11 protein-coding genes are annotated in these 9,984 nt (G+C 53.6%); 3 read left to right on the forward strand and 8 right to left on the reverse strand.

All coding sequences use genetic code 11. From position 1 onward, the window contains the following. Nucleotides 1-32: 32 nt before the first annotated feature. The 4 genes from FFS57_RS25320 to FFS57_RS21330 form a co-directional block, all read right to left on the reverse strand. Nucleotides 33-170 carry a hypothetical protein gene (locus FFS57_RS25320; RefSeq protein ID WP_171014124.1) on the reverse strand — a complete coding sequence of 46 codons (138 nt, stop codon included), beginning with the start codon at nucleotides 168-170 and terminating at the stop codon, nucleotides 33-35. A gap of 256 nt (nucleotides 171-426) precedes the next feature. Continuing rightward, entirely contained in the window at nucleotides 427-1,359 is a 933-nt protein-coding gene (locus FFS57_RS21320; protein WP_137939850.1) for an ADP-ribosylglycohydrolase family protein, read from the reverse strand. Next, nucleotides 1,335-1,934: a 3'-5' exonuclease gene (locus tag FFS57_RS21325; RefSeq protein ID WP_137939851.1), complete on the reverse strand. Its 600-nt coding sequence runs from the start codon at nucleotides 1,932-1,934 to the stop codon at nucleotides 1,335-1,337. Before FFS57_RS21325 ends, FFS57_RS21320 begins: the two co-directional genes overlap by 25 nt. 96 nt (nucleotides 1,935-2,030) lie before the next feature. Continuing rightward, nucleotides 2,031-2,891: a LysR substrate-binding domain-containing protein gene (locus tag FFS57_RS21330; protein WP_137939852.1), complete on the reverse strand. Its 861-nt coding sequence runs from the start codon at nucleotides 2,889-2,891 to the stop codon at nucleotides 2,031-2,033. 110 nt (nucleotides 2,892-3,001) lie between these two features. On the opposite strand from FFS57_RS21330, the gene FFS57_RS21335 reads away from it, so the two are divergent. Further along, the gene (locus tag FFS57_RS21335) at nucleotides 3,002-4,204 is read left to right on the forward strand and encodes an MFS transporter (protein ID WP_137939853.1); all 1,203 of its coding nucleotides are present in this window, start codon (nucleotides 3,002-3,004) and stop codon (nucleotides 4,202-4,204) included. A 55-nt stretch (nucleotides 4,205-4,259) separates the two neighbouring features. Here FFS57_RS21335 and FFS57_RS21340 read toward each other — a convergent pair whose 3' ends face one another. Continuing rightward, nucleotides 4,260-6,680: a heavy metal translocating P-type ATPase gene (locus FFS57_RS21340; protein WP_137939861.1), complete on the reverse strand. Its 2,421-nt coding sequence runs from the start codon at nucleotides 6,678-6,680 to the stop codon at nucleotides 4,260-4,262. Between the two features lie 175 nt (nucleotides 6,681-6,855). On the opposite strand from FFS57_RS21340, the gene cadR reads away from it, so the two are divergent. Both cadR and FFS57_RS21350 read left to right on the forward strand, forming a co-directional pair. Beyond that, nucleotides 6,856-7,332 carry a Cd(II)/Pb(II)-responsive transcriptional regulator gene (cadR, locus tag FFS57_RS21345; RefSeq protein ID WP_137939854.1) on the forward strand — a complete coding sequence of 159 codons (477 nt, stop codon included), beginning with the start codon at nucleotides 6,856-6,858 and terminating at the stop codon, nucleotides 7,330-7,332. Nucleotides 7,333-7,460: 128 nt separating this feature from the next. Continuing rightward, nucleotides 7,461-8,480, forward strand: a complete 1,020-nt coding sequence (locus tag FFS57_RS21350; RefSeq protein ID WP_137939855.1) for a nucleoid-associated protein — start codon at nucleotides 7,461-7,463, stop codon at nucleotides 8,478-8,480. Nucleotides 8,481-8,556: 76 nt separating this feature from the next. Here the strand turns inward: FFS57_RS21350 and FFS57_RS21355 are convergent, their stop codons facing one another. The 3 genes from FFS57_RS21355 to FFS57_RS21365 form a co-directional block, all read right to left on the reverse strand. Next, nucleotides 8,557-8,757, reverse strand: coding sequence for a hypothetical protein (locus FFS57_RS21355; protein WP_137939856.1), 201 nt, complete (start codon nucleotides 8,755-8,757; stop codon nucleotides 8,557-8,559). 103 nt (nucleotides 8,758-8,860) lie between these two features. Next, nucleotides 8,861-9,790, reverse strand: a complete 930-nt coding sequence (locus FFS57_RS21360) for a DUF805 domain-containing protein (RefSeq protein ID WP_137939857.1) — start codon at nucleotides 9,788-9,790, stop codon at nucleotides 8,861-8,863. A gap of 39 nt (nucleotides 9,791-9,829) precedes the next feature. After that, a partial coding sequence (locus FFS57_RS21365) for a transposase (RefSeq protein ID WP_171014125.1) occupies nucleotides 9,830-9,984 on the reverse strand: 155 nt, incomplete at its 5' end.

Below are 9,984 nucleotides of genomic sequence, written 5' to 3' on the forward strand. Positions count from 1 at the left end.
CATTGGGCCTTCCGCTTGCTATCAGCGAAAGGCTAGGTTACTTGCGCATCGGTGATCAGCGCGGACCAAGCCGGCAAACCGATCACCCAGGCACTGCCAAAGGTCGAGCGCAAGCTCTCCGGCCCTTGGCTTGCTTGAATTGATGCAATCAGTTTGTCGTAGGTACGCATGATTAAATCCTGAAAAATAAACAACAAAAAACCCGGTGGGAGTCCAACCGGGCTTTTTGACAATCCGGCGGGCCATCACCCGTCGCATTAAAAGCGTCGGGCTATGATAAAAGACAACTCAATACACAATCACCCTTAGCCAATACACAGGCGCAAGAACGCTTGACTGGACAGGTTATGGTATTGATCATTTGCTTCATCACTGCACCTATTTCATTCAATTCTTTTTATTAATATCACCATTGATAATAGCAAGTCAACCATGTTCATATTGACCTATTGCCAACTGCTCAGCCAATTCTCCAATTTCCGGTGCCATATAAAGCTTTTCTCGCCAATGTCCGGGAATGCCCGACTCTCCATAAAATGCACCTGCCAATTGGCCACAAATTGCAGCTGTGGTATCCGCATCATCCCCCAAATTGACCGCCCGCAAAATGGCCGCTTCAAATGTATCGGTATGGTAGAAACACCACAGCGCTGCTTCCAGACTCTCGATCACATACCCGCTACCACGAATCGATTCGATTGGCTTGTCCACCCAGTCTCCTGCTGCCAATGCTTTGACCGCTTCCGTGTGAAAAGGTGCCAAACCAGTCGGCGATGTCTTGAATAGAATTTCTGCCTTGTCACAACCAGCCAGAGCCCCTCGCAGCATACCGGCAAACAGCCGGCTGGCTTCGATGCATTCTTCCGCACCGTGGGTGGTACGAGTACTTTCGGTAGCGTAATGCTTTACCCGCTCAACATCGTTGAAATAAAACATGGGGATTGGAGCCAAGCGCATCAAGGCGCCATTGCCAGCTTTGTGGGGATCTGGGCTGCCTTGCCAGGGATTACCGGATGCCTGGTATTCACGCAATGCAGCAGCTACTGTCATTCCCACATCGAAACAATTACCCGTACTGCTCAAATAGCCATAGTTCATCCAGTTGCAATACCGGTTCATCTGGTCAATGGCATCGAACCCCCGACGCGTCAGCAGGCTATGAACCAGGCACAAAGCCATTGACGTATCATCGGTCCATTGCCCGGGAGCCAAGTCGAACGGGCCACCACCTATCATGTCAGTGACTGGTGTAAAGGTACCCCGGCAACAGAACTCCACCGTGGTACCCACGGCATCACCTGTAGCCAGCCCGAGTAAACAACCACGAAACCGATTCAAATCGGGTGGTGTGATTTCCATTTTCGCTCCGCATCATCCGGTAATTGTTGTTGCCCCAATGCATAAGGTAACAAACGTACTATATTCAAAGCATCATCGATACCACGGTGCTGCGTACCAGCAAACTGCAAACCCGCCAGCTGGATAGCTTGTCCCAACCCATATGCCCGGCTCAGTTGCTGCTGCACGGCAAATGCCTTTTTCACATTCAGATGTTCGCTGGCAATGGGATACGGTACCTGGTGCAGGCCACAATCCTGCTGCAACTGCCTGCGATCGTAATCCCCCCAAGAGCCGAACAGGTAACCCGGGTACTGCCCCAACCATGCCTTGAGCGCTGAAACCGCCTGGGTAAAATGCGGTGCGGCGTCGACATCAGCCTGCGTGATGGATGTCAGCTCGGTGCAAAAGGTAGTCAGCCGGGCATGCCGAATCGGCCGAATGAAGCTCTGGAATGTGGAAACCACCTGCAGGGACTCGCCTTGCACCATAGCCGCCCCGATTTCGATGATCTCCATCTCACGGCTAGGAATGCTGCGTCGGTTGCAACAAGTCGCTTCAAAATCAATGATCAGATAATAAGCTGGTCGTTTCATCGTCTTCCCAACAATCTGTCAGCATAAATGCCCTACAAACAAACTCATCGTATCGCTGCAAAAATCATACGTTGTCACAATGCACCCATATTTAACTTACTGAATCAAGCTCAAAAAAGCCCGTGCAGGCGCGCTCGGTGTATGGCTCCAAGCGCAATACAGGCGCCGCCGAGCTTCGTCACGCAAGCGGATCGACACCAGATCGGTATAGCCCGCCGCGACCTTTTCCGGCATCAACCCCACGGCCAGCCCACGACGGATGATGCGGTACATCAAATCGACATGGCTGATTTCGAAACTAACATGGCGGCCCACGCCCACCGCGGCAAAGGCCTCATCCGTCTGCCGACGAGCACTGGAACCGGCCTGGTAATCGACCATCGGATGCAATGCCAGTTCCACCAGCCCCAGCAGGGTCTGTGCGGCCAGCGGATGGGCTGGTGACATGACGGCCACCAGTTGCTCGTCTGACAATGCCTGCAATTCAACGCCATCCACCTTGCTACCAGGCCACAAGCCGATGAAGGCAATATCCAGTGTGCGTTCACGAATACCTTGCAGCAAACCGTCACTGCCACTCTCATACAAATGGATATCTACTTTGGGATGATATTGCCGATAGCGGGCCAGCAAATCGACCAGATCGACGGCAGTCATGGTGGCAATGGTGCCAACCGATAAGGTACCCAGTATCTCGTCCGCAGCAGAGGCAACATCGCTGCGCAACAAGGCGACACTCTCCAGAACCTGTCGGGCGCGATTCAAAAAAACATGGCCTGCAGGTGTCAGTTGTACATGCCGTGACGTGCGCTCAAACAGGCTGACACCCAGTTCACCTTCCAGTCGGGCAATCTGATGGCTCAATGCAGACTGTACCGTGTGGCATCGGCCGGCAGCAGCCGTGAATCCCCCCTCTTCCGCTACTGCCACTGCGTACTCGATCTGACGCAAATTCATATCATAAATCTCAAAAACAGATTAATAAGATGACAACAATGCATTTGTATCATGAATAATCATTCACGCATACTGGCTGCCCGTTTGCATCTGCGCCCACTGATCACAACATGACTTCTACTTCTCAACCTTTGAGCAAACCCATGATCGTGCTGATGGCAGCCACCACCGGGCTTGCCGTCGCCAGCAATTACTATGCACAACCTTTGCTGCAACTGATCGCCAGCAATCTGCGTGTGTCAGTACATTCGACAGGCATGCTGGTCACCACTGCCCAGCTGGGCTACGCTCTGGGTCTGGTGCTACTGGTGCCATTGGGTGATTTGCTGGAACGCCGCAAGTTGATTGTTGGCATGCTATTGCTGACCGCTACTGGCCTGCTGATTTCCGCCATCTCATCACACTTGATCACCCTGATGATAGGTACTGCCATTGCGGGACTGTTTGCGGTGGTGGCTCAGATTCTGGTCCCGCTTGGCGCCACCATGGCGGCCCCGAACGAACGTGGCAAAGTGGTCGGACAGATCATGAGCGGCTTGTTGATGGGGATTCTGCTGGCACGTACTGCGGCCGGCATCTTGTCGCAATGGGGTGGCTGGCGCGTGATCTATTGGTTGGCGGCGGGATTGTTGCTGATGCTGGCGGCCATATTATGGCGCAGGCTTCCGGCTGATCGACCGACCGCTGGCCTACGTTACCCCCAGTTACTGGCTTCCATTGCCCAACTACTGATGCAACACGCCGGGCTGCGGCTACGAGCGTTGCTGGGAGCAGTGTCATTTGCTGCATTCAGTGTGCTATGGACTTCATTGGCCCTGTTACTATCTGCCGCACCCTATCACTATAACGCGGCCACAATCGGCCTGTTCGGCTTAGCGGGTGCGGCCAGTACATTGGCCGCGTCACTTGTTGGCAAGTGGGCAGATCAAGGCGGCGATGGCTCGGCCACTACCTGGGGCCTGTTTGGACTGCTGGTTTCCTGGGTATTATTGGCGCTGGGCGGGCAATCGCTGTGGGCCTTGATTCTGGGCATTCTGGTACTGGATTTTGCAGTCGGCGCCGTGCACGTGACCAATCAGAATGTGATCTACCGTGAGCATGCAGCCAGCCGCAACCGGGTGACCAGCGGTTATATGACCTGCTATTTCATCGGCGGCGCCATTGGCTCGCTGGCTTCCAGCCAGGCCTTTCAATACGCGGGTTGGTCCGGCGTGGTAGCAGTCGGGGCGATCATTTGCCTGTTAGGCTTGGTGGTTTGGCTAGCCTATCGCCATATCGAACACATACCAGAGCTGGCACGACATCAAATCTGATGGGTATATGGATGAAAACGGCGCCTGATCGGTGCCGTTTTCATCATGGTTACCGTCAACGGCGCAACAAGCGCAGACCATTGAATACCACCAACAAGCTGGCGCCCATGTCGGCAAAGACAGCCATCCACATCGTACCTTGCCCCATGATGGTCAAGCCAAGGAAAACGGCCTTGATACCCAGCGCCAACACAATGTTTTGCCGCAAAATGAACGCTGTATCACGTGACAACCGGATAAAACGCGGGATCTTGCGCAGGTCGTCATCCATGAGCGCTACATCGGCCGTCTCGATGGCGGTATCCGTTCCAGCTGCCCCCATTGCAAAACCAATGTGAGCCTGCGCCAATGCAGGTGCATCATTGATGCCATCCCCCACCATGCCAACTACCTGCCGCTGATCGCAAAGGGCTTGAATGGCGGCTTGCTTGTCGATCGGCAACTGATTGCCACGCACGTCATCCATTCCCACCTGCTGGCCAATCACGGCGGCAGTATGCGGATTGTCACCCGTCAACATCAACGTTTTCACGCCAAGCTGATGCAACTCGGCAATGGCCTCACGGCTGGTATCCTTGACGGTATCGGCCACCGCAAACAATGCCAGCACGCCTTCTGGACGACATAACAGCACGACTGTCTTACCCTGCCGCTCCAGCACGTCCAGCTTGGCCTCCAAGACGGGGGAGCAGATGTTCAACGATTCCACCAGATGATGATTGCCCAGGTAGTAAAGCTGGCCAGCAATCTCACCTCGCACCCCTTGACCAGGCAAAGCCTGAAACTGCTCAACTGGCAACGGTACGACTTTATCCTGTGCTGCTTGTCGGGTAATCGCCTGCGATACAGGATGATCGGACCGGTTGGCCAGACTGCTTGCCCATTGACGATACTGATCAACCCCATCCTCACCGATTGCTACAAAGTCAGTCTGTGCCGGCCTCCCATGTGTCAGCGTGCCGGTTTTGTCCAATGCCAGCCAGGTCAGGGTTCGCCCAGCCTCCAAATACCCACCCCCTTTGACCAGAATGCCGTGCTTGGCCGCGGCCGCCAGCCCGCTGACAATGGTAACTGGCGTGGAAATCACCAATGCACATGGACAGGCGATCACCAGCAAGACCAGCGCCCGGTAGACCCAGTCAAACCATACCCCATCCGCAATCAAAGGCGGCAACACTGCCACAGCCAACGCAATGGCAAAAACCGCCGGCGTATAGACTCGTGAAAACTGGTCGACAAAGCGCTGAGTCGGTGCACGTGCGCCTTGCGCTGCCTCAACGGCATGAATGATCCGCGCCAGCATGGTGTTGCCTGCCGCAGCCGTGACTTGGTAATCAAATGATCCTGACTGGTTGATCGTGCCACCAAATACCGTATCACCCATGCACTTCTCGACAGGCAGGCTTTCACCTGTGATAGGGGCCTGATCGACTGTGGATTGCCCATCAACTATCACACCATCCAATGCAACCCGCTCACCTGGCGCTACCCGCACCACGCTACCAAGCGTGATGTGTTCGGCTGACATCTTGATCCAGCTATCATCTGATTGCTTGACCAGTGCTTGCTCTGGTGTCAACTGCATCAAACCACGGATGGCCTGCCTGGCACGATCCAACGAACGCGCCTCGATTCGTTCCGCCACCGCAAACAGAAACATCACCATCGCCGCTTCGGGCCACTGCCCGATCAGCAGCGCACCCGTCACCGCAATGCTCATCAAGGCATTGATGTTCAGATTGCGGTTTTTCAACGCAACCCAACCTTTTTGGTAGGTGGTCAAACCAGCAGTCAGCACAGCCAACAACGCCAGGGCTGGTGCCACCCAACTGGCGGTCACACCCAACCAACCGACCGCCTCGGCAGACAACGCTGCCACACCGGAAATCACCAGCGGCCACCAGGGTTTGGCCACTTCCACAGGCACGGACTGTGACGCTACCTGTTGGACAGTCGCACTAAAACCCAACTGCTTGATCTCGACCAGGATTGCTTCCAATTGATCTGGCTGATGATGAACAGTCAGCACCCGCTGCATCAGATTGAACTGCAGCTGCTGGATACCGGACATAGTTTGCAGACGTTGCCGGATCAACGCCTCCTCAGTTGGACAATCCATCTGCGCAATGTGCAAAGCCGTGCGACGCAGGCTTGATAGTTGTTCTGCCCGCATCCCCAGATCCGCAATGGCAGCCTGCAAGTCGGATACATCCGCCAGCTCATGTCGCACAGCCAACGTACGCTGCATCAAGTTGAAATCCAGTTGTAGCACTGCAGGCATCCTGCTCAGCCGCTGTCGGATCAAACCTTCTTCCGTGGGACAATCCATTGCCTGGATGCGTAGTGTGACCCACTCTCCACGGCCATCGCCGTTCACTTCCGCTTGCGGCACTACCGCAGGCTGATGGCTGCCGCAGCAGGTACCGTCGGTGTGTCGATGATCATGCCGGACAGGCCCGGCAATGCGATAGCGCATGGTTTGGGACAATGTTTCGGGCGGACATTCACTCACGGCATGATCGTGATCATGGCGGTGCTGATGGGTCGAATGATCATGACGATCGGACATGATGCAACCTTTTGTTAAGTCATGTTGTCCATTTAACACCCTGAAGCTACTATAGAGTCAACTCTGCACCGGAGTATGGAACATGAAAATCGGCGAATTGGCCAAACTGGCCGACTGCACAGTGGAAACCATCCGTTACTATGAGAAAGAAGGCCTGCTACCGCCTTCGCGCCGTACCGATGGCAACTATCGTGACTTTGACGAATCACTGGTGGAGCGGTTGCGGTTGATTCGCAATTGTCGTCTGCTAGACATGACGCAAGACGAAATCCGTGCGCTACTGCAGTTTCGCGACCATCCGGACGACAATTGTGGTGACGTCAACGCGTTGATTGATCATCACATCGAGCATGTACAAGCGCGTATCGCTGAATTGCAATCACTGCAGACCCAATTGACGGCCTTGCGCCAGCAATGCCAGATCAGTAGCGCAACCCGGCAATGCGGCATCATCAAAGGATTGGAGGAACATGAAATGTTCGAGCGTGGCAACCATCCTGATCATACTTCGCATACTGCGGGGGTACACGGGCATCGACCTTTGCATCAACATAAATAGACCAGTTTGACAAGCTGTTGTGTACGCTATACAAGCCCCCGTACAGCTCGTTAGAATTTCGACCCTTTTCATCAGAGCCATTGCAGCATCCCGGCCCTGTCAATCGCTTTCAACCATCCACCAGAACCATGATCAATATTCAATCTGCAACAGTCGAAAACATCATCATTCATCAGGTTGGCAACAAATCCCGCGAGGAAGGTTATCGATTCTCCAGTGTCGAAGCCACTGACGATGGCGGCGTGAAAGAACTGCTGGTGCATCACTATCTGGCCAGCGTGGTCAAAGGTGGTGGTGACGGCTTTGTGTTTTTTCATGAGTCAGACGTCGAACTGAACGAAATCTTCCACTTCTGCAAGGAAATCTTTACGGATCCCACGCGATTCTGCGATGCATCGGAAAGCATTGCCAAGCATCTATATGCCCATTCGCTACATCCGAACGTCAGCGCCGGCGATCTGTTGGTAGTACGTTTCAACGGGGTACAGCAGGATGGTGAACCCTGTCAGGCTATTGGAATCTTCAAATCGGAGATTCGCGAACCTTATCTGTCGGTCGAAGAAGTGGATGGTGGCTTCAGCCTGCACAGTGATCGTGGCATCAGTCTGGGCATGGTGCAGAAAGGCGCGTTGATCCTGGATGACAGCTATACCGTATTTGCCGTGGACAAACTCAGCAACAAGACCAAGTACTGGCTGGAATCCTTCCTGAAGGTCAAAAAGAAACCCACTGAAAAAGCCTGCCTGAAATCGCTGACCCAGCTGGTAAAGCAGGTCACCAATGAAATCGAAGAGCCAACCCGTGCCATTGAATACAACCGCGCCCTGACCGATCAGGTCAGCAACGACGGGGCCCTGACGATTGAGGACATTAAGCAGATTTCATCAGAATTCATCGCCCCTGAAATGGTCGCCGAAGTCATTGCGAAAACCGAGGCCCGCGATCAGATCACGCTACCTGACACCATTGACGTACCGGCCGAAAAATTGACGGAAGCGGTTCGCAAAGGCAGCCGCAAGATTCGTGTGATGGCCGGGCTGGAGCTGGTATTTCAAGACAAGTACCAGATTGCTTCCATCGACAAGGATGAAGACACCGAAAGTGATAGCATTACGGTGACCTTGAAGCTGGGACGTCGCCACAGCTGATTTGACCTGGTCACCTACCGAACAAAAAAAGGCTGCCAAGATTGGGCAGCCTTTTTACTGCTTGGCATTGAAGCGTTCAGTTGTTCAACGCTTCGATTGCAGCCTGCTCTGGTGAATAACCGTTATAGAACAGATCCGTATACCATTCGGCCTGCTCTTCGATATTTGCCTGTGCCTCAAGCCGGGTCGCGCCGCGTGTGATCAGTTCCGTCTCCACTTGGGCACACCATTCCAGCAACGCCAGGGTGTCAGGGTCGAGTTCTTTGTTTTGTTTCATGGTCCACCTCGTCTGTCTTGGGTCAGTCAACCTGACCCTACCTGGCTAGTTTGCCACAGATTGGATTACAGATTATCTCGGCATCACAGGCTGACCAGGTTGATCAACGCACCAACATCATGCCGACACAACCCAAAAGAAACAAAATACCGCATATGCCCCCACACAGCTTCACCACGATAGAAGGATGCTCATCCTCCATTCCATAATCATTATCACCCTCTGTACCGGGGACAACGATCAGGAATACGAAGAGAAAGAAGCTAAGTGGCGGCAAAAACAGCAACAGTGCCCATTTTCCGGTGCGATCAATATCGTGCAAGCGTAATACGGTCAACCGAATACTCATGACCGAGGTAGCAAGCAACACGCTGATCATCGCTGTTACACCCAGCACACCAAATCCCAACAGCATGCTAATCACCAATCCTGCCATCATCAAAGAATACATGGCCAACTGATAGGCGAGAAACCGTGCCCGCCCATATCGCCCTTCCATCGAGAAACTGAAAAAGGGCGGTGTCATCCGATACTCCAGTGGCGCTTCTTTGAGCAAATTGGCAGATGGTGGCCGCCATGCAGTTACCTCACCCAATTTCGCCATCCTGGCCTTCTGTGCAAGCACTGCCCTCGCCTTTTCGATGTCCGCTCCACAACCACGACATTCTGTTCGACGCGTTTGTTCGGCACCACATGCAGGGCAAGTGATCATCTCATCCGGACCGGACGCATGCCCGTCACCACCAATCAGTGTCAACATCGGCTTTTCGAGGTGTGTATTCGCAATCAGGTTAGCAGGTGGTGTAGGTTCGATTACCCTGGTACCAATCCCTATTCTGGCCAACGCAGTCTGATATTGCGGCAACTGCAATTTATTGAGCCCCCGCTTGATTATCGTTTCCTGCCCCTGCAGTAATGCAATGGCCCGCACCTCTGTAATCTTTAGTAATTGCGCTAGCGCTACATGCGCCCGCTCGACATCATGCCCAGGAAGCACGCTTCCAGTGAGGGCCAAATCGATTGACTCCGACATATAAATTCCAATTAATGCATATATTGACTTAGAGCCTGTTCAAAGTCTTTTGAGCAATAGAGCCAAGAAGGCGAGATGGAAGAACTGCAAGCTGGTATTCAACTGCCGCTCACAGTTCTTCCACAGCCGCCGATGTTTTTCCAACCAAGCGAAACTGCGCTCTACAATCCAGCGTTGTGGCATAACCTTAAATG

Origin of the sequence: Chitinivorax sp. B (assembly GCF_005503445.1) — a bacterium.
GTDB lineage: Bacteria > Pseudomonadota > Gammaproteobacteria > Burkholderiales > SCOH01 > Chitinivorax.

Coding starts and splice junctions, on each gene's coding strand:
- FFS57_RS25320 (WP_171014124.1), bottom strand. CDS start 170: ATGCGTACCTACGACAAACTGATTGCATCAATTCAAGCAAGCCAAGGG.
- FFS57_RS21320 (WP_137939850.1), bottom strand. CDS start 1,359: ATGGAAATCACACCACCCGATTTGAATCGGTTTCGTGGTTGTTTACTC.
- FFS57_RS21325 (WP_137939851.1), bottom strand. CDS start 1,934: ATGAAACGACCAGCTTATTATCTGATCATTGATTTTGAAGCGACTTGT.
- FFS57_RS21330 (WP_137939852.1), bottom strand. CDS start 2,891: ATGAATTTGCGTCAGATCGAGTACGCAGTGGCAGTAGCGGAAGAGGGG.
- FFS57_RS21335 (WP_137939853.1), top strand. CDS start 3,002: ATGACTTCTACTTCTCAACCTTTGAGCAAACCCATGATCGTGCTGATG.
- FFS57_RS21340 (WP_137939861.1), bottom strand. CDS start 6,680: ATGCGCTATCGCATTGCCGGGCCTGTCCGGCATGATCATCGACACACC.
- cadR (WP_137939854.1), top strand. CDS start 6,856: ATGAAAATCGGCGAATTGGCCAAACTGGCCGACTGCACAGTGGAAACC.
- FFS57_RS21350 (WP_137939855.1), top strand. CDS start 7,461: ATGATCAATATTCAATCTGCAACAGTCGAAAACATCATCATTCATCAG.
- FFS57_RS21355 (WP_137939856.1), bottom strand. CDS start 8,757: ATGAAACAAAACAAAGAACTCGACCCTGACACCCTGGCGTTGCTGGAA.
- FFS57_RS21360 (WP_137939857.1), bottom strand. CDS start 9,790: ATGTCGGAGTCAATCGATTTGGCCCTCACTGGAAGCGTGCTTCCTGGG.